Origin of the sequence: Alcanivorax sp. (genome assembly GCF_002726155.1) — a bacterium.
Taxonomy (GTDB): Bacteria; Pseudomonadota; Gammaproteobacteria; order Pseudomonadales; family Alcanivoracaceae; genus Alcanivorax.
This window is the reverse complement of record NZ_PBSH01000053.1, coordinates 94,807-116,820: the sequence shown is the minus strand read 5'-3', so window position 1 is coordinate 116,820 and position 22,014 is coordinate 94,807. Positions and strand designations below refer to the sequence as shown.

19 protein-coding genes and 1 tRNA gene are annotated in these 22,014 nt (G+C 57.9%); 7 read left to right on the top strand and 13 right to left on the bottom strand.

The window, feature by feature from the left end; all coding sequences use genetic code 11:
* Window positions 1–22: 22 nt before the first annotated feature.
* Window positions 23–98 (top strand) — tRNA-Phe (locus CL546_RS16520).
* A gap of 153 nt (window positions 99–251) precedes the next feature.
* The gene (locus CL546_RS16515) at window positions 252–1,046 is read left to right on the top strand and encodes a M48 family metallopeptidase (RefSeq protein ID WP_290496866.1); all 795 of its coding nucleotides are present in this window, start codon (window positions 252–254) and stop codon (window positions 1,044–1,046) included.
* Between the two features lie 101 nt (window positions 1,047–1,147).
* Here the strand turns inward: CL546_RS16515 and CL546_RS16510 are convergent, their stop codons facing one another.
* Window positions 1,148–2,677: a flavin-containing monooxygenase gene (locus CL546_RS16510; RefSeq protein ID WP_290496864.1), complete on the bottom strand. Its 1,530-nt coding sequence runs from the start codon at window positions 2,675–2,677 to the stop codon at window positions 1,148–1,150.
* A gap of 106 nt (window positions 2,678–2,783) precedes the next feature.
* Between CL546_RS16510 and CL546_RS16505 the strand changes: the two genes are divergently transcribed.
* Window positions 2,784–3,803: an AraC family transcriptional regulator gene (locus CL546_RS16505; protein ID WP_290496862.1), complete on the top strand. Its 1,020-nt coding sequence runs from the start codon at window positions 2,784–2,786 to the stop codon at window positions 3,801–3,803.
* A gap of 176 nt (window positions 3,804–3,979) precedes the next feature.
* On the opposite strand, the gene hldE is transcribed toward CL546_RS16505, so the two are convergent.
* Window positions 3,980–5,407, bottom strand: a complete 1,428-nt coding sequence (gene hldE, locus CL546_RS16500) for a bifunctional D-glycero-beta-D-manno-heptose-7-phosphate kinase/D-glycero-beta-D-manno-heptose 1-phosphate adenylyltransferase HldE (RefSeq protein ID WP_290496861.1) — start codon at window positions 5,405–5,407, stop codon at window positions 3,980–3,982.
* Between the two features lie 189 nt (window positions 5,408–5,596).
* Here hldE and CL546_RS16495 point away from each other — a divergent pair, with 189 nt between their 5' ends.
* From CL546_RS16495 to CL546_RS16480, 4 genes are read left to right on the top strand one after another with little or no spacing between them, the layout of a single operon-like run.
* On the top strand, window positions 5,597–6,763 hold the full coding sequence (locus tag CL546_RS16495; protein ID WP_290496860.1) for a hypothetical protein: 1,167 nt from the start codon (window positions 5,597–5,599) through the stop codon (window positions 6,761–6,763).
* A gap of 7 nt (window positions 6,764–6,770) precedes the next feature.
* Window positions 6,771–7,685, top strand: coding sequence for an LpxL/LpxP family Kdo(2)-lipid IV(A) lauroyl/palmitoleoyl acyltransferase (lpxL, locus tag CL546_RS16490; RefSeq protein WP_290496858.1), 915 nt, complete (start codon window positions 6,771–6,773; stop codon window positions 7,683–7,685).
* Window positions 7,631–8,845 (top strand): O-antigen ligase family protein, encoded by a 1,215-nt coding sequence (locus tag CL546_RS16485; RefSeq protein WP_290496857.1) that lies wholly within the window; start codon window positions 7,631–7,633, stop codon window positions 8,843–8,845. Before lpxL ends, CL546_RS16485 begins: the two co-directional genes overlap by 55 nt.
* Entirely contained in the window at window positions 8,846–9,622 is a 777-nt protein-coding gene (locus tag CL546_RS16480; RefSeq protein ID WP_290496855.1) for a glycosyltransferase family 25 protein, read from the top strand.
* On the opposite strand, the gene CL546_RS16475 is transcribed toward CL546_RS16480, so the two are convergent.
* Genes CL546_RS16475 through glnE form a run of 11 tightly spaced genes read right to left on the bottom strand, consistent with a single transcriptional unit; the run spans window position 9,619 to window position 21,937 of the window.
* Window positions 9,619–10,143: an acyltransferase gene (locus CL546_RS16475; RefSeq protein WP_290496854.1), complete on the bottom strand. Its 525-nt coding sequence runs from the start codon at window positions 10,141–10,143 to the stop codon at window positions 9,619–9,621. The genes CL546_RS16480 and CL546_RS16475 overlap by 4 nt on opposite strands.
* Before the next feature lie 2 nt (window positions 10,144–10,145).
* Window positions 10,146–10,922 carry a sulfotransferase family protein gene (locus CL546_RS16470; protein WP_290496853.1) on the bottom strand — a complete coding sequence of 259 codons (777 nt, stop codon included), beginning with the start codon at window positions 10,920–10,922 and terminating at the stop codon, window positions 10,146–10,148.
* Window positions 10,919–11,872, bottom strand: a complete 954-nt coding sequence (locus CL546_RS16465; protein ID WP_290496852.1) for a glycosyltransferase — start codon at window positions 11,870–11,872, stop codon at window positions 10,919–10,921. Before CL546_RS16465 ends, CL546_RS16470 begins: the two co-directional genes overlap by 4 nt.
* Window positions 11,869–13,296: a phosphotransferase gene (locus CL546_RS16460; protein WP_290496851.1), complete on the bottom strand. Its 1,428-nt coding sequence runs from the start codon at window positions 13,294–13,296 to the stop codon at window positions 11,869–11,871. Before CL546_RS16460 ends, CL546_RS16465 begins: the two co-directional genes overlap by 4 nt.
* Window positions 13,296–14,141 carry a lipopolysaccharide core heptose(I) kinase RfaP gene (gene rfaP, locus CL546_RS16455; protein WP_290496850.1) on the bottom strand — a complete coding sequence of 282 codons (846 nt, stop codon included), beginning with the start codon at window positions 14,139–14,141 and terminating at the stop codon, window positions 13,296–13,298. Before rfaP ends, CL546_RS16460 begins: the two co-directional genes overlap by 1 nt.
* Window positions 14,138–15,229: a glycosyltransferase family 4 protein gene (locus CL546_RS16450; RefSeq protein ID WP_290496848.1), complete on the bottom strand. Its 1,092-nt coding sequence runs from the start codon at window positions 15,227–15,229 to the stop codon at window positions 14,138–14,140. The genes rfaP and CL546_RS16450 overlap by 4 nt, the downstream gene beginning before the upstream one ends.
* On the bottom strand, window positions 15,226–16,251 hold the full coding sequence (waaC, locus tag CL546_RS16445) for a lipopolysaccharide heptosyltransferase I (protein WP_290496846.1): 1,026 nt from the start codon (window positions 16,249–16,251) through the stop codon (window positions 15,226–15,228). The genes CL546_RS16450 and waaC overlap by 4 nt, the downstream gene beginning before the upstream one ends.
* Before the next feature lie 3 nt (window positions 16,252–16,254).
* The gene (locus CL546_RS16440; RefSeq protein WP_290496844.1) at window positions 16,255–17,043 is read right to left on the bottom strand and encodes a lipopolysaccharide kinase InaA family protein; all 789 of its coding nucleotides are present in this window, start codon (window positions 17,041–17,043) and stop codon (window positions 16,255–16,257) included.
* Entirely contained in the window at window positions 17,040–18,095 is a 1,056-nt protein-coding gene (gene waaF, locus CL546_RS16435; protein ID WP_290496843.1) for a lipopolysaccharide heptosyltransferase II, read from the bottom strand. Before waaF ends, CL546_RS16440 begins: the two co-directional genes overlap by 4 nt.
* An 8-nt stretch (window positions 18,096–18,103) precedes the next feature.
* Window positions 18,104–19,030 carry a branched-chain amino acid transaminase gene (locus CL546_RS16430; protein ID WP_290496842.1) on the bottom strand — a complete coding sequence of 309 codons (927 nt, stop codon included), beginning with the start codon at window positions 19,028–19,030 and terminating at the stop codon, window positions 18,104–18,106.
* Window positions 19,031–19,072: 42 nt separating this feature from the next.
* Window positions 19,073–21,937 carry a bifunctional [glutamate--ammonia ligase]-adenylyl-L-tyrosine phosphorylase/[glutamate--ammonia-ligase] adenylyltransferase gene (gene glnE, locus CL546_RS16425; RefSeq protein WP_290496840.1) on the bottom strand — a complete coding sequence of 955 codons (2,865 nt, stop codon included), beginning with the start codon at window positions 21,935–21,937 and terminating at the stop codon, window positions 19,073–19,075.
* Window positions 21,938–22,014 lie beyond the last annotated feature (77 nt).

Here is a 22,014-nt window from a genome sequence, read left to right as displayed (position 1 = left end):
CGCTTTAATACGCGCCCTGATTGCCCGGATAGCTCAGTCGGTAGAGCAGGGGATTGAAAATCCCCGTGTCGGTGGTTCGATTCCGCCTCCGGGCACCATACAAGAAAGCCCCGCTCACACGAGCGGGGCTTTTTTTATGCCAGTTGAAACAATTCCCCCACCCCACCGAACCCGCATTCTGGCCTCTACCCTCGCCCGACCTTCTGCGCTAACGTGCACACATCTCTCGCACTCCAGACAGGCCCCGTCACGTGTCCCGTTTTCTTGTCTTTTCCCTTTCGCTGATGCTGTTAGTCGGTTGCGACCAGACCCCCACCGGGCGGGATCAGCTGGCCCTGATGCCGGACACCATGATGGCGGATTTTGGCCGACAGACGTTCCTGCAAATGCAGCAACACATTCCGGTGAGTGACGACGAGGCCGCCAACCAGGAAGTGCAGTGCGTCGCCCGACAGCTACTCACCCATGTGGGCAACCGGTTTCCCGGCGACCCGATACCGCAAAGCTGGGAAATTGTGGTCTTTGCCGACCCAAGCCCCAACGCCTTCGCTTTACCCGGCGGCAAGATCGGCGTCAACGAGGGCCTGCTGGCCGTGGCCACCAGCGACGACCAGCTGGCAGCAGTAATCGGCCATGAGGTGGGGCACGTGCTGGCACGCCACGGCAACGAACGGCTCACCCAACAGCTGGGTATCCGCACGGTGCTGTTTCTGGTTGGCCTGTTCAGCGAAGGGGATGCGGATTCTGAACGTATTATCCAGGCACTTGGCATGGGCGCACATCTGGGGATTGCCCTGCCGTTCAGCCGGGCCCACGAGGAAGAGGCGGATTTGATGGGGCTGGAACTGATGGCCAGCGCCGGCTTTGATCCGCGTGAAAGCGTGCAGCTGTGGAGAAACATGGCTGCAGCGGGGGGCGAGCAGCCCCTGGAGTTTCTGTCCACCCACCCCAATCCCGGCAGCCGGATCGGCGCCCTGGAAGAGAAGATGCAGGTGGCGCTGCCGCTGTATCAGAAGGCCACACCGGCGGAATGCGAACCACAGTAATTCAGAAGCGAGCAACGCGTTCCGAGCAGCGGAAACCTGACCTCATGATCTTCTGGTTTTGCCTTTCGAAACTCGCTGCTCGCAACCCGAGGCGTTCTTTGTCAGCCAACAGCCGCCTCTTTCACTGACACGACCTTTGCCGCCGGCTGCCAGTGATAATCCTTCATGCTTACCGTCCAGGTCCGTGCCATAAACTGGAAAGTGGCATGGGGCCACAGGGCCGTGTTACGACCGTCGGCCTGCTGGTACCAGCTCATGCAGCCGCCGTTCTGCCATACCGTGCCTTTCAGTTCATCCTGCAACTTGTCGTTGTATTTGTCCTGCACGTCCTGCTTCACATCCAGCCAGGCATCACCGCGCTTATCCAGTTTGGTAATGGCATCCATGATGTAGCGCACCTGACTTTCAATCATGAAAATGATGGAGTTATGCCCCAAGCCAGTGTTTGGCCCAACCAGCTGGAACATATTTGGGTAACCGCTGACGGTGGTGCCCAGATAGGCTTCCGATCCTGCTTTCCAATCGTCCTGCAATCGGTGCCCCGGTAACCCGGTAATGTCGAAATCCTTCATGTAAATACGCGGATCCACGATAAAACCGGTACCCAGTACCAGGCAGTCTGCCTGCTGCTCGCTGCCATCGCTGAACACGATGCTGTTTTCACGGATTTCTTTCACGCCTTCGGTAACTAGCGACACATTGTCGCGGTTGAAGGTGGGGTAATAGTTGTTGGAGATCAGGATACGTTTACAGCCCAGTATGTAGCTTGGCACCAACTTGCGGGCAGTGGCCTTGTCTTTCACCTGGTAATGAATAAACGCTTTCAGGGCCGGCTCGGCCAGCTTGGCCAGGCGCGGATTGAAAATCGGCAGCACCCGCGCTTCGTTGCTCAGGTACAGGCGCAGGCGATGCAGCTTGCGCAGCGCCGGGAAGCGACGGAATACCCACTTGCTCAGGCCGGAATAAGCGCGCTCATCGCGGGGAATGATCCATGGCGGCGTGCGCTGTACCACGGTCAGCTGGCCCGCTTCTTTGGCCACGTGGGGCACATACTGAATGGCGCTGGCGCCGGTACCGATGGACACCACTCTCTTGCCGGCCATGTCGTAATCGTGATCCCACTGGGCGGAGTGGATGATCTTGCCTTTGAAGTTTTCCATTCCCTTGAAATTGGGGAAGGAAGGCACGTGCAAAGGGCCACTGGCCAGCACCCAGTGCTGACAAATCACCTGAGAGCCATCGGCAAGGTCCAGCGTCCACAGGGCCGCCCTGTCATCAAAATGCGCACCGGTCACTTCGCTATTGAAACGGGTGTACTGACGCAGGCCGTGCTTGTCGGTGACGCCCTGAATGTAATTGTGAATTTCCTGCTGGCCACTGTAGCGGTGGCTCCAGTCCGGATTCCCCTCGAAAGAGAAGGAGTACATGTGCGACTGCACATCACAAGCCGCCCCGGGGTAGCTGTTGTGATACCAGGTGCCGCCCATACCACTGCCTTTTTCCAGCAGCACAAAATCATCGATTCCGGCTTCGCGCAGCTTGATGGCCATGCAGATACCACCGAAGCCACCACCGACGATGGCGACTTTGACGCGGCGGGTTTTCACATTGATACGGGCCTGACTTGTCATAGGTATTCTCCTTGGGATGCCGATGCATCTATCAATGCATGCACTCTAGCCTTGCCAGCGCCCTGTGAATACGTGTTAACCTGACTAAAAATTGATAATTCCGGCCATGTCTGAACGCTCGATACTTGCACTGATCTACACCATCGACCTGCTCGAGACCGAGAAGGGAATCGACTGTGGGCCAGTGTTGGCCCGCCACGGGCTGGACCGGGACAAGCTGGACCCCAACAGCGAGATCGGCCGGGATCGGGAATTGCTGATCTTCACCGAGCTGCTGCCACGGGTAAACGACCCCATGCTGGGCTTCGAGATGGGCAGCCGGTTTGGCTTTGCCGGCTACGGCCAGCTGGCCATGCTGTTGATGACCAGCGAAACGGCCTTCCAGGGTTTTCAGTTCGGCGTGAAATACCAGGCCCTGACCTATCTGTACGGCGAAATTGCACTGGTGCCCGGCGAGCAGACGACCGCTCTGGAGCTGTACCCGATTCCCTTACCGCCTGAAGTGAGCCGCATTCTGATCGACCGGGACATGGTGGGCACCTTCAAACTGATTAATGACATTCAGACCCAGCTCAATCTGGACCTGAAACCGATGGAGGTGTGGATGCCCTACCCACGCCCCGCCCATGCCAAGACTTTCGAGGACTATTTCGGCTGTCCGATTCGTTACGATCAGCCCCATTGCAAGGCGGTGATTCGCAACCAGGACATGGGTATACGCATGCCTGGCTACAACAAAATGGCTCAGGACATGTATCGCCAGCAGTGCGACGCCATGCTGGCCCGGCGCGAAGCGCCCACCGCTGACCTGGGCGGGCGCGTCATGGCGTATCTGAACCTGTTTGTACGGACCTTCCCTACCGCCGAGCAAGTCTCTCAGGCATTCGGCATACCCGAGCGCACTTTCCGGCGCCAGCTCAGCAAGGAGAACCGCCCTTTTCAAGGCATCATGGATCAGGTCAGGGAAGACAAGGCCCGGCGCTACCTGGGGGATTCAGAGCGCAGCGTGGCGGAGATTGCCGAATTGCTCGGCTACAGCGAGTCCGCCGCCTTCGTTCGGGCTTTTGAGAGGTGGACAGGGACTACGCCAGCTCGTCATCGCAATGGCCTGAAGGGTCAATCGTAGAAGCGCCACTTGAGGCGCGAAACGAGCGTCAGCGAGTAACGAGTTTCGAGTTGCGAAAGGCAAACCCCAAACCCTTCCGGTTTGGATGTGTTGGTTTTCGAAACTCGCTTCTCGTGACTCGAAACTGGGTTGTTCGCGCCTCAAGCGACGCCCCCACAGACGCTTCGTAGAAAAGGTCAGTCCTGACGAATGCGTTCAACGATCTTGGTGGTAGAAATGTCATCGATAAAATCGAGCACCTTCCCCTCGCCGCCATAGCCTTTCACAAACTCGTGACCCACGACCTGATCCACGCTGTAGTCACCGCCTTTCACCAGCACATCCGGCTTGATGGATTCCAGCAGCGGCTCCGGTGTATCCGTATCGAACGACACCACCCAGTCCACCGCTTCCAGCGCGGCCAGCACGGCCATGCGGCGCTCAAGCGGATTAATCGGCCGGCCCGGCCCTTTCAAGCGGCGAATCGATTCATCACCGTTGACGGCCAGCACCAAGCGATCCCCCTGCCGACGAGCCGTATCCAGATAGCCCACATGGCCAGCATGAATGATGTCGAAGCAGCCATTGGTGAAGACAATTTTCTCCCCCTGGGCGCGGGCATCCTCGATGGCGATCAACAGCTGTGCTTCGGTCATCACTCCACGGCCCAGCCCACCTTCCTGGTGCACCGCCCGGCGCAGCTCTGGCGCAGACACCACGGCAGTACCCAGTTTGCCGACCACGATACCGGCGGCGATATTGGCCAGCGCGACGGCATCTTCCATGGCAGCACCCGCCGCCAACGACACCGCCAGCACGGAAATAACGGTATCCCCGGCGCCGGTCACATCAAACACTTCCCGGGCCCGGGCCGGCAGGTGCAGTTCTGGTTGGCCATCGCGGAGCAGGGTCATGCCTTTCTCGCTGCGCGTGACCAACATGGCTTGCAGATCCAGATCACGGATCAGCTGCTGGCCCTTGGCAATCAGGTCCTGCTCATCCTTTACTGCCCCTACCACAGCTTCAAACTCACTCAGGTTCGGCGTCAGCAGGGTCGCCCCGCGATAGGGCTCAAAATCGGTACCCTTGGGATCCACCAGCACCGGCACACCCGCTTCACGGGCCAGCGCAATCAGGCCGGGACAATCACGCAGGGCGCCTTTGGCATAATCCGACAACACCAGCGCCCCACAGTGAGATAACTGCTGCTTTACCTGCTCGGCAAACGGCCCCGGGTCCTGATTGTGGAAGGCTTCTTCAAAATCCAGCCGCAGCAATTGTTGCTGACGACTGATCACCCGCAATTTGGTAATCGTGGGCAGCCCATCCACTTTCTGGAAATGGCAGCCCACTTCCGCCGCCGCCAGCCGCTCTTCCAGAATCGAGGCGGCTTCATCATTGCCCGTCACCCCGACCAGCTCTGCACGGGCGCCCAGGGCGGCCATGTTCAATGCCACGTTGGCGGCACCACCGGGGCGGTCTTCCAGCTCGGTAACGCGCACCACCGGCACCGGTGCTTCCGGCGAAATGCGGCCGGTGGGGCCGTGCCAATAACGATCAAGCATGACATCGCCAGCCACCAGAACGCGGGCCTGGGCAAAAGAGGGAATTTGCGGGTTTTGCATCAATGTCTCCAAAAGACAACAGAGCCGAATTGCCCGCAATTGTAGCATAGCGGTGGAGGCAAACAGGTTCTAACAGTACACTTCGCGGCACGCCGCTACCTGCTGACCGGGCACAACAATTACGCATCGCCACGCTGTCAGGGTATCATTCAGCAACTCTTGGCCAATTTCGGAGCAACAGGACACTCTATGCCGCCACTGCCCCCCAACATCATGCAAGGTCGCTGGTTACGCTGGTGGCTGACATTGTCATTTGCGGTGATGTTCAGCGGCGTATTCCTGTTCAACTCCCGCATCGGCCTGCTCAACGTGCTCGATGTGCTGTTCTTTCTGCCCGGGCTGACCCTGCTTACCCGCGCGGTGGTCAGTGGTGACCACCGGCTGATGACCTCGCCCTTTCTTGTTCCGCTCTATCTGCTACTCGCCTGGGCCCTGCTCAGCCTGGCCTGGGCAGAGGAACCCAACTCCTCGCGGACGGTGCGCGGCGTGGTGCAAATCGTGGTCATGGTGGGCCTGTTCCGCTGGCTGCACCTCTATTTCCGCAACACCTTCAAGCAAGCCATGGCCAACGGTGCTCTGTGCGCCATGGTCGTGGCCACGGTGGTGATGGTCAGCTATTACACCACCCAGCCGTTCAGCAGCCCTCTGTTCAGCGAGCCTGCCAACCTGATTTTCCGCATGCCTTCCCTTGATCCCTCCCTGGCGCTGATGGCCATGGTGGCACCAACCTTCATCCTGCTGGCCCAAGGCATGGAAGAAGGCGCCTCCGGGAAAGGCGGACGCCGGCTGGTCGGTGCTGCGGTCGGGTTTGGTTTCTTGTGTCTGACGTCGTTACCGCTGGGGTTGATGAGCCTCATGCTCGGCATTGCCTGGCTGATCAGCCGCGGTCCGCGCCGCTTGCTGAGCCTGATCCCGCTGGTGGCTGCCCTCTACCTGATGGTAGAAGGCAGCCACAGCGTGACTGTGATCAACTACTTTACCCACCCTCTTATTGGTAACGGGTTGAACCATGAAACCCTGAACGGTGTGCTGGCCCATGATGGCGGCCACTTACGAACACTGGCGCACCCGCGCAACATCTTCCTGCTACTGATCCACGGGCTGGGGCTGATTGGCCTGGTGCTGTTCATTGCGAGCTGGGCAAGCCCACTCACCGCACTACTGCAACGACAGATCAACTGGCATGAGAATGCCGCCTACACCATTGCTGTGGTGCCCGGCCTGTGCATGACATACGCGGCCGGTGCTTATTTGATGGTGCCATTTCAGGCCAGCTGGCTGAGCCTGTGGTTGCCGCTGGCGCTGTTGCTGGCTCGCCTCAGCGAACGCCCTGCCATCCGCCCGAACAGCCGCTGAGAGCCTCATGGGAAAACGTACCAACCGCCCCTCACGGCTCTCCGATCCTCGCCTTTATCCAAGCTGGGTTGGTGCTGGCCTGTTCTGGCTGATCGGGCAACTGCCCTGGAATCTGCTGCTCGCAGCAGGACGAGGCCTTGGCCGTCTCGCCTGGCATCTGGCAAAAAACCGCCGCCATGTTGTGCAAACCAACATCCGACTTTGTTTTCCTGAATTAACCCCGCAAGAACAGGAAGCATTAGCCCGCCGCTGCATGATCAGCACCGGTGAAGCCATTCTGGAAATGGCCGGCAGCTTCAGTAACCACCGCATCAAGCTGGCCGAACGGCTGTCCATCAAAGGCATGGAGCACATCAGGAATGCCCAAGCGGCGGGGCAGGGGGCGTTATTGCTGGGCATGCACTTTAACAGTGTGGATGTGGGCTCGCGCCTACTGAGCTACGCCCTGGATATTAATGCGGTCTACCGCCCCAACGACAACCCGGTGATTGACCGCCTAATTAACAAAGGCCGTCAAAAATACGTGGAAGGGGTCGTTGATCGCATGGACATCCGCCAAATTGTGCGCCTGCTGAGAAACGGAAAAGTTGTCTGGTACGCCCCGGATCAGGACTATGGCACCGCCCATGCGGTCTATGTGCCTTTCTTCGGCATCCCCGCCGCCACTATCACCGCCACCAGCCGCATCGCCCGCATGGGCAAGGCCGCAGTCATCCCCTGCGCGCACTATCGCTTACCCGGCGGCCGCTACGAAATCGAATTCGGCCCGGCGCTGGAAGACTTTCCCTGCGGTGACGATGAACAGGACACCGCTCGCATCAATAGCACCATTGAAGGCTACGTGCGCAAATGCCCGGAGCAGTATCTGTGGGTGCACAAGCGGTTCAAGCACCAGCCCGCTGGCCAGCCGAAGCGTTATTAATGAGTTCACTTGAAACCCGTACCGACCGTTTTTTTTCTGTCTGGCTAATCATCGGATTCCTGCTCTATGCGTTTGGGTTTTTCCTCGCACCATCCAGCAAGGCGCAGTATCTAACCCTTTATATTGGATTGATTTTGCCGGCCCTGTATTTCTCCTTCTTTCACTTCAAGCAGTATTTCCTGGAAAATGACAAGACCCTGCTGTGGATCCTGTTTATCACTGTCGCCTTGTACCTCCCCTCTGCCTGGGCAGACGGAGATACACTGGACACGCTCCGAAAGAACCTTAAAGGGGTCTTGTTCGTTGTATGCCTGTCAATCGCGGTACGGCACACCTACCTCACATCGCCTCGACTTATTGGGCAATTGCCTGCTGCGCTTCTCGGCTGTGGGGCAATCGCGCTCGCCCTGTTCTATATTAAATTGGCGCAATCAGGAGTCGTGGGCGGAGGCGTACCAGGAATGGGCAACCTTGGAGAAAATCCCAACGAGACAGGGCTCGCGCTTTCAGTTGCATTGATTATTCTTGCTAGCTCCATGGCTCGCAAACCGTCCCCAGCAGGCATACTACTTTGCCTGACATTTCTCATTGCCATTTATCTGGCCTATAGCAGGGCCGCTCTCTTGGGGCTCGCCGTTACACTGCCGTTCATGCTACTCCACCAATACGGCAAACCTCGGGCCGCCACGACCTTTCTTGTATGCTGCAGTGTAGGCGCCATCGCCGTAGCAGGAATGATGCTGATGGGAGAGCTGGATGCCGACAAACTCCTGAGCCGGCGCCCCAGCCTGTGGAAGGATTTTCTTTCGCACAATTCCGGCTTTCACTGGGCCTGGGGGGCCGGCCTGCCAGGCAGCATTACGGTTTTCTCGGAGATATTGCAGCGCAAGCTTGAACCGCACAGTCTGTATTTCGCCCTAGGCCTAAGAGGAGGAATTCTTGCAATTACACTATTCCTTGGACTGGTGCTTGCAGCTGTCATTAGACATGGCATCAAACCCTCTTCAAATAGCGTCTGGCTCTATATACTGATGTTCGGCATGATTACCCAATGTTTTGAGGGCGTTTATCCAGTAAGGCCGCCGAACAGCTTCTGGCTGTATACTTGGCTTCCACTCTTTATGTTGTTGCTTACTACCAACAAGAATCCGGATCGCTGAATGTCTGCGCAAATACAACGCTATAATATTCTTGCTATTGCGCAACCCGCCGAGGTCCAGCGCAGAAGGCATCTGGACGAAATGCTGTCGTCTCTTGGCATGCAGTATCAGCTTGTCAAAACATCACCGCCGGTGCCTCAGAGCCAGTGGCACGAAGTCGGTTTCGATCATGAAAAATCTCGCTCTATCCTGGGACGAGACCTTTCCTGCGGAGAAATCGGCTGCTTTCTCAGCCATCGCAATGCCTGGAAGGTTGCAGCCAATGCAAACTCGCCCTCCTTGATACTGGAAGGCGATGCAAAACTGGACCAGGATTCGCGAAATGTCTGCCAACTGCTCGCCCAGCGCGCCAGAAGCTGGGAACTGGCCATGCTGTATTACTCCAAATGCGTACCTTCTGTCTGGCAGCAACAACGATTGGACGATACGTTCCGATTAGCGAAGTTTGCCAACCGACGGGCATACTGCCTGGCAGCCTACATGGTCACCCCTGAAGGGGCGCAAAAACTACTGAATATGAGCGAAACATTTTACTTGCCGGCCGATGATTTTGTTTCCGGGGGATGGATCAGAAAAGACCTGGATATGTATGCCGTGATTCCTCAGGCGGCCGGCCTTTGTGAAATTCAATCGTGCCATTCCAACCTGGAAGTCGGACGGCAAAAAAACAAGAAGCGCAAACACAAGAAAAAAGATAACACTCAACTTCTACGCCGGCTGGAGCTCTATCTGAGAGAGCTGGGCCAGCGATACCGCTGGCCACGTAAAAGCCTTTAGGGTGACTCTCCCTGGTCAAGCGCCTTGATAACTCGAGCGGGAACGCCACCGACTAACGTCAGGGCCGGAACCGGACGATTAACCACCGCTCCCGCTGCCACAACGGCGCCATCCCCGATTTCGACACCCGCAGTAATTATCGCGCCAGCACCGATCCATACATCCTTGCCGATAGTAATGGGCGCACCGGTAGTGCCGCGGCGACCCTTTTCATTCAGATAAAGGCTGTGTTGCGCACCCTCGAAACATACACGCGGCCCAATACGACACCGCTCTCCCAGTGTTATCGACGCTTTCGGACAAGCAAACCGCACCTCGGTATTAATAAAGCAGCCCTTGCCAATATGCACTTTCCCGGCCCCTCCGATGGGACGAAGCGTCACGGATCCGTACACCGTGGAACGGCCCTGTATATCCATGCCTGCAGCCTTGAGCAGTAGCCAGCGAATCTTGTCGCTGAACTTCAACCGCGGAAGATGATTAGCCAGCCCCAGAAACAGAAACTCCCGCCACTGCTGCATGGCTATAACCCCCTTGCCCTGAAATAACGGCGCCGCTTGCCCACAAAACGAAACTTTTGCTCAAGATGCTTCCAGAATTCCGAGGAATCCGAATACCGACAAGGAAAGTCGTTCGCTTCGATACCCTCAAGACATTCCTTCCACTGGTTGTCTTCCTCGTAACCATGCTCGACCAGATCGGCAAGCAGCTGAGGATAACGCTCCACCTGCTGCTTGAGACGTGGCAGGTGCTCTTTCCAACCAGCAATCCTGGATAAATCCACCTCACGTACGCCGCCGAGCGCGTTCTGTGCATCCTCACCTGCGCGGGCAACTTCATGGAAGCGATTGAAATCGTGCGCTCGCGACAGAAAGGGAAATTGCGCTTCTATTTGCGCCTGTACCTTCATGGGATCACGGACCAGATCCTCATAACGCAGCAACAATACACGAGGGTGTTCGGCAATCGCTGCCGCACCTTTCTCCGCCCGCTTCCATACCGGGTAATTGCAAAAGTACATGCCTGGCCAGGCCTTGTGCATGCTGCAAATCACAGAGCGGGGATCGCGTAACATGACGATCACATGCAAGGCAGGGTCACGCTCAAGCAGCGGCGCCATCCACAACACGTCATTGGGTTTCTTGGAAAGGCGCAATCCCTGTTCATGGGGCGTCACCTTGAAAATGGTTTCTTCATGATCAGAGTGCCCCTGATGGGGGTAGCAGGCCACCAGCATTTCCGCCATCAATGTCGTGCCACTGCGCGGACAGCCCACCACATGGAGATTGATCGCATTCATTTACCTGCTCCCAGAATCTTTAACCGGTCACGCCAGGTGATCGGAGGGGCCGGCTGAATCTCTGCCGAAAGCAGCTCTGGAAATGCTGCCGCCCGGTCGACCCAGCGATGCTGCTTTGTCACCAACGCCTGCCCTGCACGGGCTATACGCTCTGCCGCCGGAGAATCTGACGCCAGCCAGGCAAGCTTCTCCTCCAGCTCTTGCTCGCTGTCATACAGGACCACATTTTCACCTTCGACAAAACCCAGTGCAGCCTGCTCCTGCTCGGGCTGGCGCCAGGCAACCAGCAAACAGCCTGCTGCCATGGCTTCAAAATTCTTGATCATATACTCGCCGAAACCGATATCCGCGCTGACAAAACAACGGATCTGGTTAAGCAAACGGTTATAGGGTTCACCAGGGTCCGCACGCAACAACGCCACCCGCCCCAGTTTCTCTTGGCGCAGAAGGAACCGTTTGCGCTTCTTGTATACCTTGTTCTTCACCCTGCCCACGAAAGCGGCAACCTCTGTTCGCGGGATACCGAGATCGGTAATGACCTTGTTGTCATAACCCTTGGGCAAATAGCAGGCATCAATGCCTTCGCTTCGTAACTGGTTCGCCAGTTGCGATCCAGACACAATAATCCGGACCTCACCGATATCTCGCAGCACAGAAGGATAGCGTTTGTACCATTCACTGGAAGACACATTGTTCTGACAGACATCGTGATCAAACACGACCAGCCCGGGGGCTCGCTTCAGACACTGGTAGCGTTTACCAAGACGGCGCAGATTTGTGTCTGCGATAACCCTGTCGTAACCGCTGAAATCTGCCCCATTGAAATACGCTTCAAGACCGTGCTCCCGTGTCACTTCCACATGGTCGAAGTCAAACACTTCCCGGGCCGCCTCCCACAACGGGCGCGTCACCATCAACTTGCCATCGGTGGACACAATCAGGGTCTTCATAACCAGCTCTCAATCGATTTCAGTCGGGCCTGATAATAACTTTCGAATTCCTGCTCTGCCCCTGCTGCCAGTGCCTCACGGGGCTTCCAGCTCTCAAACAATCGCCTACGCTGTGCCTCCAGAGCGTGAGGCAGTGCGCCCCCCGGGAAGCGCACCATGCCATCCAGATCGATAACCTGCAGGACACCATCAACAAAAAGAAAATTAGTGTACTTGCTATCCCCATGACTGAAACGCATCAAAAGCATGGTTGCGAAAAAGTCGGCCATCTGCCTGAGCGCTTTCTCCCGGAACGGCCCGCCTTCTTCACAAATCTCAGGCAGCATGCGCCCATTTACATGTTCACAGACAAGATATTCTCTGCCCGTCAGCCCCTTACTTTTCTCCGACACGAAGCACAATGCCCGGGGAGTATGAACATGCACAAGCGTCAAATAGCTCGCATTCATCCAGGAATTCCGTGCCCGGCTGCGAAACTGTCTGGCCAGTCTTTTGGCAAAACTCTTCAGGTTATAGCGCTTGATCACTACCGGCTCTGCGCCGATATCGACACGCCATACCGTGGCGCTGTTTCCATCCTTGAGGTTCTCACTGCCGGGCAAAGTGTTATCCAATCCCCTCTCCAGCAAGCCCTTCACTTTTTCCAGGTCGCCACGTCGACACATACCCGTAAGGCCTGGCACATGAAGCTCCGCAAACTCGGTACAGTCGCGCAAGGATTTCTTGACCAGTTTGCGCAAGCGCTTGTCACGGACCCCCGCCAGCTTTCGGGCAATGTCTCTGGCACTGAAAATACCGCCATACCAACGAGCGACCCTGTCAGCAGAGGGCAAAGACAAAGGCGGAAACTGGGCCAGAAGCAGGGCAAGATTATCCAAAGCGGTGCGAGCAGAGGGCGGGCCTTCTGACACCTGGATATCACCCGCATCAATTACGTACCAGTTATCACCATGCTGAATAAAATTATTCAGATGGATATCCCGCTGCAGCGCCCCGGCCTTATGCATCCGGGCAGTCAGCTCCACCAGAGACTGCAGCAAGACCTGATGCCCGGGTTCATCCGCCTCCTTCAGAACGATGCCAGCAGAGCGCTCACCCAAATGCTCGAGCAGCAACATCGCCCCCTGGTCTTCCTCTTGAGCGACCAGAATATTGGGGGCAGGAATCCCTCGTTGTTGCAGATCCTCCAGAACACGCTTTTCACGGCTGAATTCCCTCATGGATCGAGAGGCCTGTGAAAAAATCTTGATGACGACCCGCGCCCCCGCTGCAGTCTTCCCTGCATAAATGGCTCGCCTTGAAGGCATGAAACGCAGCAGCTTTTCCACCCGAATTGCCGACTCACCCACTATCAGGGTCGCGGGCAACCCCGGCGTGCGGGTCGCCAGCAACATCTCCACAGAAACCTCAGGTGCTACCGCCATCAGATATCTTTCCCCGGGTGCTCGTTGAATTGCAGAGGCAACCGGGGTTCTACCTCAAAATATCGGCGATAGATTTTTTCTGCCTCGCGACGCGCAGCGCCCCAGAGCGACACATCCTCCAGAGCCTGACGTAATGGCAAACCGGAATAAACCCGAATGAAACGCAATATATCCCGCCGCGTCATGCCGAAGCGGGCAGTAGAGAAATACAGCCCGCCCAGATCCTTTATCTGCCAGCGTCGCGGCACTTTGCTGCGAACCTGAGAGCGATGAAGGTCGATGAGATACATACGCCCAGTTGCCACTTGCTGCTGCACATCCTCCTCGGGCATGAGAAAGTGCGCAAGATAGAAATCCCGGTGGTTAATACCGGCCTGATGCATGATCCGGGCAATATCCGCAACCCTCTCAATCAGGGCGCGCTTGAACTGCGTTGGCATCTCACCGGCTTGCACCCAGCGCTCCCCCACATCTTCCAGACTCAGCGTTTTGGTAAGATCATCGGTAACGATAAACGATTCAATCGAAGCCGGGTTGACACCGCGACTTCCAAACGCCGCCACGGTCATGGTGTCCAGTCCAGCGGCACGAACCGCATTAATGGCTCTTACTTCATCCATGGCGCCCAATACCGGCAATTTACCCTGGGTGAGGTTCTTGAAAATTTCTTTCCAACCGATGCCACCGTGGTATTTGAGAAAATAGCTTCGCCCATCACCATGAAAGCGAAGTGTTCTCCGTCCCTCACGGGCCCGGAAAATATCACCGTCCTGCCGGGCAGCCTCGGCAAAGGGATCACCCTCACCCCAAAGGGCATCAATATCCTCGCGCAAAAACAGTTTCACCGGCCAACCTCCACGGCATCGACTACGTTCTGCGCCAGACGATAAAGCGCCGGCGAGGAGCCATACTCCAGCCCCGCCGCCTGCCATCCCCCCGGCACACTGCCTATCATTTCCTGTAGCGTCTGGTTGAGATCACGCTGGCTAAACGGCGACGGGATCACTTCTCCGGAGCCCGCCTCCTTCACATAACGAGCATAACCGCAGGTATCCGTCGTCAATACCGGCAGACCCGCCACAGTGGCTTCTATCAACACCATACCCGCGGATTCCCGGTAGGCTGGATGCAACAACAAATCTGCGGCTTGCATGAGTGCCGGCACATCGTCACGGGGACCCAACACGACAACCCGGTTTCGGATGGTTTCGTCCACGCCACTCAGGTATGGCTCGGCATCGTCGTTCCCGACGATCATTAGCTTCGTGCTATCAGGCAATTTCGTAAACGCCGCCAGCACCCGATCCAGGCCCTTCACCTTGAAACCAGACCCCAGGAAGAGGATAAGCGACTCGTTATCGGCGACAGCCAGCTCGCGACGAACCTGGTTTCTGAGTTCCTCATAATTCTCCGGGCGGCGTCGATCCGGCTCAATGCCGGGCGGCAGCACCTGATAGCGGGAAGCAGGCAGAGGGTAATGATTCAGGTACTGATCCCGCTGATCGTCATTGAGAAAAAGCAAATGGGGGCCCGTGGCCGCCATTACCTGCTCTTCCAGTTTGAGATAGGCAGCATAGCGGGGTAGCCAACGTACAAGGGGGAACTTGCCCGCCACGTGAGCAGCAAAGCAACTGTCAGCAGCAAAATACACATCCAACCCGGGAAGGCGGTTAAAGCCCAGCACCCGGTCATAGCCCCCGGCTTCGACCGCCCGCTGTACGGCGCCCGCAAAACTGGCCATACGTCCATGATTGCTTCGCCCGGACACAGGCAGAACATGAAGGTCCACGCCCTCAATGAAATCCCCCTGCCATTCACTGACGAGGGCCTCGACCTCGTGACCTCGGGTTACCGCTTCACGGGCAATACGAGCAAAATCCCGCTGCAAGCCGCCCCAGGGGAAATAGTGATAGAGCACCATCGCCAGCTTCACGGATTCTGCCTCCGCAACGTCCGCCAGACCGCAGCCGGCTTCAAGGTACTGAAACAGGGCGGCTCCACACCCTTACCCAGCTCCCCACGGTAAGTGCATTTCTCCTGCACGCAGGGCGCGCAGGGAAAATCCGCCGCCAATGACGAAGCACGCATGCCCAGCACCCCGGTCAGCATCGGGTCCGTAGGACCATACAGAGCCACACCCGGCAAGCCGGCAGCGGCGGCCAGATGTGCCAGCCCGGTATCCACGGCGATAAAGGCATCCCAACTCAACAGTTTGTCGGTCAGCGCATCCAGCCCCATTTTGGGCAACACACAAACGCGCTCCAGCCCCGCGGCCAGCCGCTCGGCGCGAGCCTTTTCTTCGTTATTACCCCAGGGCAGATGGACACGGTGGCCGTCGCTACTTGCCAACTCAAGGAGCTGACGCCAGAAGGCTTCCGGGTAATGTTTGGTGGGCCAGGTAGTGCCATGACAGAACACCAGTTCTGCCGGCTCGCTCAAGGGCGTTGGTACATGCTCACGGGGTAGTCCATAGTCTGGCGCGGCATCGGGAAGGGCGTAACCCAGAGCCAGGGAAAACAATTGGCGAACCCGCTTAATGGCGTGCTGACCGCGAGCCACAGGGAGCGGATAATCCAGTACTCTGGCCGACAACCCCTCCCGCGCAGAGTGCTTATCAAGACCGAATTTGGGACCACGGGAGAGGCGCGTAACAAACGCGCTTTTCAGCAAGCCCTGGGCATCAATCACCGCATCATAGGAGGTTGACTGAACGGCGGACTTGAAAGCCGCCCACTCCCCGGAGCGGCGCGCCTTGATGGGATGCTTACGCCAGCGGCGCAGGGCACAGGGAATGACAGTGTGAACGGCAGGGTGACGGCGGGCCAAGTCGGCAAAGCTGTCTTCCACCACCCAGTCCACCTGCAGATCAGGAATGGCAGCCAGCGCATCGGTGAGAGCCGGCAGGGTATGGATCACATCCCCCATGGAGGAGGTCTTGATCAGAAGCACACGCATGAATTAGCGACCTACCTTGTCTTTAAACTTTCGCTCCAACCGGTCCAGAAGTGAGCGTCCAGCAGCACCTCCCAGGGGTTGAGCAAGGTATTCCCGCAGAAATCTCAGCCTGTCCCGGTCAGACAACCCTTTTGTTCGCCTCGCCAGACTTTCGAGATCCCGCACACGGGGGCGCCAGTGCTGATAGTGCGGCCGGCAACGCTCCAGGTCGATAAACCGGGTATCATATCGCTGCCGCAACTCAGACCAGGCAACAAAAACATGCTTGGGATACAGATTTTGATGAGCCAGCCCTTGCTCATGCAGCAACCGAACTGCCGCCGCCACATCCCGAATCAATGCAACCCGACGCCCCAAAGGCAGCTGGCGAAAAGGCGCACTGTCCAGACTTTGAAAGTTCTCCAGGCCCAGACTCACCAGCATGGCTTCCTTGTCCCCGCTCACATTGTTCGCAGAAAAAAACAACGGCTCTACCACGGGCACACCCATCTGCCAGCAACGCATCATGGCCTTGTACTCCTGATACAGTGTTGCCTGGCCGCGAAATGGGTGCCTCACACTGCGCCGCACGTAGTTGCGCTGGTGTTTGATATACACCCTTTTCTCAACACCGTCGGGATCAGTGACCACAGCACTAAAAACCTGGCTCAGCCCGCGTCCCCTCCGATTCGGTTTGTCGACCAGAGTTCTGTCCAGAGCCAACCAATCATCAATGGTTGTGAGGCCACATCCTTGTAAAGCCTGTCGCCAGTGGGGGTGGAAATAACTGGCGCTCAATTCCGTTTCTATCACTCATCTCCAACCAATTGCTCCAGAGCCTCAATAACCTGCGACGGTGGCAGTTGGCGCAAGCAGTTCAAGTGACCCAGCGGGCATTCACGCTCGAAACAGGGACTGCACTCCAATCCCAATCGTACCACTGCCACCCGGTCGCCCAGGGGAGGCGTAAAGCCGGGAGAGGTGGAGCCGTAGACGGACACCAGTGGCCGCTTCAGGGCGGCCGCAATATGCATCAGGCCAGAATCATTACTGACCACCGCCATGGTGGCCGAGAGCAGGTCCACAGCCTGCTCCAGGGACGTATTCCCCGCCAGCACCACCGCATGTTCATCGGCGCCATTCGCCAACGACCCGACGATAACATCGGCCACGGGCTGGTCTTTTCCGGAACCAAAGATCCATACCTGCCCGCCACGCTCGATCCAGTGCTGGGCCACTGCAGCATAATGATGCTCCGGCCAGCGCTTGGCCGGACCGAATTCAGCCCCGGGACACAGCCCCAGCACCGGGCGGTCCAGGTTCAGATTATGCGCCGCCATAGCCCCATTGCGCGAATCGTCACTGACCTGCAAGTGCGGGGCGGTAATATCTTCCAGCCCCGGAACCGGTGCGCCTTCCGGCAACGCCAGCGCCACAAAGCGCTGCACCATCAAGGGGTAGCGTTGCTTGTCCAGTTTGCGCACATCGTTGAGCAGCCCATAGCGCATTTCGCCGCGCCAGCCGGTGCGCACCGGGACCTTCGCCGAAAACGGCACCAGCGCAGACTTGAGCGAATTGGGCAGCACATAACTTTGCTGATAGTGGCCGCGCAAGGATTTCCCCAGTGCGTGCCGCTCCCCAAGACGCAAATCGCCATGGTCAAACGGCAACGCCAGCGCCTCACGCACTTCAGGCATGCGTGACAGCAGCGGCCGGCACCAGGTCGGCGCCAGCACATCGATAGCACAATCGGGGTATTGATGACGCAGTTCGGAAAACAGCGTTTGCGCCATCACCATGTCGCCGACCCAGGACGGGCCGACGACAAGGATGGCGGAGGGCGAGTCGGTCAAGGTAGCCGGCATCCGCCTGTTTAGCTCACGTAAGTGAGCCAGTCTCCATAGTCGTCATCCAGCTTGCCGCGCACCAGATCGAAATACACCGCCTGCAATTGCTCGGTGACCGGGCCACGCTTGCCTGCACCGATGATGCGGCCGTCCAGCTCACGAATCGGCATCACTTCAGCGGCAGTCCCCGTGAAGAAAGCCTCATCGGCGATGTACAACTCGTCGCGGGTAATCCGCTTTTCGCGCACCGGGTAACCGCGCTCTTCGGCCAACTGAATGATGGTTTTGCGGGTAATGCCATCCAGGCAAGAGGTCAGTTCCGGGGTGTAGATGATACCGTCACGAACCAGGAACACATTCTCACCGGAGCCTTCCGCCACATACCCTTCGTTATCCAGCAGCAACGCCTCATCGGCACCGCCAGACAGCGCTTCGTTCAGCGCCAGCATGGAGTTCATGTAGTTACCGTTGGCCTTCGCCTTACACATGGTGATGTTCACATGGTGACGCGTATAGCTGGATGTGCGCACCTTGATGCCCAGCTCCAGTGCCTCCGGTGACATGTAGGACGGCCATTCCCAAGCCGCCACCATCACATGCACTTTCAGGTTGTGGGCACGCAGGCCCATGCCTTCGCTACCGTAAAACGCCATCGGGCGCAGGTAGGCGTGAGGCAAATTATTTTCACGAATTGCTGACAGATGCGCCTCGTTGATCTGCTCCTTGGTAAAGGGCAGCTTCATGTTGAGAATATGCGCACTGTTGAAAAACCGGTCGGTGTGATCCTGCAGGCGAAAAACAGCCGGGCCGTTTGCCGTTTCGTAGGCGCGCACGCCCTCAAAAACGCCCATGCCATAATGCAGGGTGTGCGTCAGCACGTGCACCTTGGCCTCCTGCCAGGGAACCAGCTCGCCATCCAACCAGATAAAACCGTCTCTTACAGCCATCGACATGGCAGTGATACTCCCAGAACTAAGGACCCTTGAGCGAACGCCCTACAGGTCGAACCAATGCTTCCAGATCGCTCGCACGCCTTCACGCAAATCGCGGAATTGAGTGTCGTCGACAATGGATTTCTCTTTGCGCAACGAGGCGCGATGAGCCGCGGACCGGTAAGCCAGGTAGGCTTCCCGCAGCAGGCCGGCATCCTGTGCCGACATAATGTCCAATGCGGCCAGTGTTTCCAGCAAGCGCACATTATCGGTGAAGCGGGTCAGTTCACCGTGGGAGGAGGCCCATCTCAGAACCCCGTATTGCACCATAAATTCGATATCAACGATACCTCCCGGATCCTGCTTGAGGTGAAAAGTGTCCGGGGTTTTGTCGGCCAGGTGATCCACCATCTTGGTCCGCATGGCCAGCACGTCTTCGCGGAGTTTGTCCTGCGGGCGCGAATCACACAGCACCTGATGACGAATATCGTTGAAGCGGGTACGCGCCCGGCTGCAACCGGCCACCACCCGGGCACGCACCAGCGCCTGATGCTCCCAGGTCCAGGCATCGTTGCGCTGGTACTTTTCAAACGCATCCATGGAACTCACCAACAGCCCGGCACTACCGGACGGGCGCAGGCGCGTATCCACTTCGTAGAGCTGGCCGCTCATGGTGCGCGTGCCGATGATATGCACGATGCGCTGCCCCAGGCGGGCATAAAACTGCTCGTTAGAGACAGATTTTTCCCCGTCGGTCATGCCACCACTGGCCGCATCGTGAAGGAACACCAGGTCCAGGTCGGAATTGTGTCCCAGCTCGATGCCCCCCAGCTTGCCATAGCCCACCACCACAAAATCCGGGCTACAGGGCTGGCCATCATCCCGCGACGGGCGACCGTGGCGCTCGACCATGGGCTCCCAGGCCAGCATCACCACCTGATTGAGAATACTCTCGGCCAGCCAGGTCAGGTAATCGCTTACCTTCATCAATGGCAGCACTTCGGTCACTTCCGACGCCGCCACCCGCAACAGATGGGCCTGCTTGAAATTACGCAGCACCTCCATCTGTTGTTCCAGGTCATCTTCTGCCACCCGCAACAACTGCTGGCGCAGCTCGTCATTCAGCTCTGCCCGTTCCGGCGGCGAGTAAAGGGTGCGCACGTCGAGAAGCTCGTCGAGCAACACCGGGTGACGGGTGAGTCGCTCGGCAATCCAGGGGCTGGCGCCAGACAATTTCACCAACTGGGTCAGCGCGCTGGGGTTTTCCACCAGAAGTGCAATGTAGGCACTGCGGCGCAATACCGCTTCAACAAAGGCAATCAAACGCGTGGCCGTCGTTTCACCATGCCCCTGGTAGCCCAGGGCTTCGAGCATCAACGGCATCAACCGGTCCAGCCGCTCACGGCTGATGGTCTGCATGTTTTCTACCGACCGACTATTGCGGAACACATCCAGCTTGGCATAAACGGCATCGGCATCCTGCACACCGATGGCACTGAGCTGTGCTACCGCAGCATCGTCATCCAGCTCGCCCAACCACAGATCCAGCAGCTCCTGATCGGCCCCCTGGGCCGCATCGGTTTCCTGTTCCGGGTCGGCAATCACCTGGCTGAAATGATGGCGCACACTCTCCCGGTAACGGCGAAGCTTGCGCTCAAAGGCGGCACGGGCAGAAAAGCCCATGGCAAACGTCAGCCGCTGCCAGCCCAATTCGTCATCCGGCAAGCGCTGAGTCTGCTTGTCCGCCACCGCCTGCAGGCGGTGCTCCACATCCCGCAGGAACAGGTAGGCCTCGGTGAGCTCATCGGCCACATCGTCGGGCAGCAGCTCCAGCTCCACCAGTTGCGGCAAAACCTTGATCAGATTCGGCTCACGCAGGGCTGGCAGCTGACCACCACGAATCAGCTGAAACGCCTGCACAATAAATTCCACTTCACGAATACCACCGGCGCCCAGCTTCACATCGGCCTGCATGCCCTTGCGATTCACTTCCCGCTCGATCAGGGACTTCATTTCCCGCAAGGACTGGAAGGCGCCGTAGTCGATATAGCGGCGATAAACGAAGGGATTCAAGCGCTTGATCAGGCGATCACCGGCCTGCAGATCGCCAGCCATGGGCCGCATCTTGATCAGCGCATAACGCTCCCATTCGCGGCCCTGGGTTTCGTAATACCCTTCCATGGCATCGAAACCGATCGCCAAAACACCGCTCTTTCCCCAAGGACGCAGACGCATATCTACCCGGAAAACAAAACCGTCGGCAGTGGTCTGATCCAGCGCCTTGATCAATTGCTGGCCCAGGCGAACAAAGAATTGATGGTGGGTTAGCGCGCGGCGCTCGCCTTCTATTTCACCCTCGTGCTCGTAGGCAAAAATCAGGTCGATATCGGAAGACAGGTTCAGCTCGTGGGCGCCCAGCTTGCCCATGGCCAGCACCACCAGCCTCACGGGGTTACCGTCCGGGTCCAGCGGGGTACCACTGCGCTCACAGGCCCAGCCGTACAGCACCGACAGCGCCTCGTCGATAAGGGTATCCGCCAGCAACGACAGGTCCGCCACGGCACTGTGGTAATCGCCGATCCGGGCCAGATCCCGCCAGACAATGCGCACCATATGACGATGACGCAGACGGCGCAGGGCCCGTTTGAGGCTGTCCTCGCTGTCGCATTGCGTCAGCAGGGTGCGAATTTCCTCTTTCAGGGACGACGCCGCCAGCGCCTGGCTAAGGTCACTGGCCAGCAGCCACTCCCCCAGCCCCGGATCGCGCTGAAACTGGGCCGCCACGTAGTCAGAGCCCGCCCATACACGGGGCAAGTCGGCCAACAGGCCATCGGGGATACGGTGCCCGGATTCGACAAAGTGCATCCAGTGCTGGCTGACCAGCACCGAGAGTTCATCCGGCAGGGAGTGATATTGGGGTTCATTCATGGGCGGCTATTGTCGTACGGCGAGGGGAAAGCTACAAGCATGACGCCTGACGCCTGACGAGAGCTCGGTTTTTTGGC